This window comes from Salinivibrio sp. SS2 (assembly GCF_001722075.1).
Taxonomy (GTDB): Bacteria; Pseudomonadota; Gammaproteobacteria; order Enterobacterales; family Vibrionaceae; genus Salinivibrio; species Salinivibrio proteolyticus.
Genome location: NZ_MEBP01000035.1, coordinates 1 through 739 on the forward strand (window position 1 = coordinate 1; position 739 = coordinate 739).

A 739-nucleotide genomic window follows, 5' to 3' on the forward strand; every position below is an offset into this window, starting at 1 on the left:
AATAATTTGCCAAAACCGTAGGCAGGATAACGCTCTGCTGCGTCCTGCAACGTCGCGATAACCTCATCATCCCGATGCGGATCTGGTCGGTAACGATAGACTGAGTCGCTAATGCCAACTACGCGGCAGGCCATTCGCAAACTGACCTGATAGTGTTTGCGAGCGTAATCGACAAGCTCGCGCTTAACCGCTGGCCCTACAGCTTTTTTTCCAGAATATCTTTAACGATACGGTGCTCAAGGCTTAGGTCGGCAAACATTTGCTTGAGCCTCCGATTCTCATCCTCAAGCTCTTTAAGCCGTTTAACATCTGACGCTTCCATCCCACCATACTTGGACTTCCAGTTGTAGTATGTCGCATCAGAGATGCCATATTCGCGACAGACTTCGTTGACCTTTCGGCCTGCTTCGACTTCCTTCAAGATCTTTACGATTTGTGTTTCTGTGTAGCGTGATTTTTTCATCATGCGTTCTCCGTTTGTTTCAGTGTAAACGGAAAACCTCTAATTGCTAATGACCAGTTTTTTGGGGAGGGTTACAGATGAATATCATATGGCTCTAAGAGTACACGAGGCCGACAGATTTCTCGGATGCAGTTTAATGCATGAAAAAACAATACGGAAAACAACGAGTATCATGACATGCAACAGCTCTAACCAATATACAGGCAACTAACACCACTCAGAAACAGAACAAGCAATCATAGACAGATCAACCAGCAGAACATGTAACACAACATA

Annotated in this window: 1 pseudogene; it reads right to left on the reverse strand. The window is 45.2% G+C overall.

What is annotated here, in order from left to right:
- Positions 1–463: pseudogene (locus BGK46_RS17085) on the reverse strand (transposase); the annotation flags it as partial.
- Positions 464–739 lie beyond the last annotated feature (276 nt).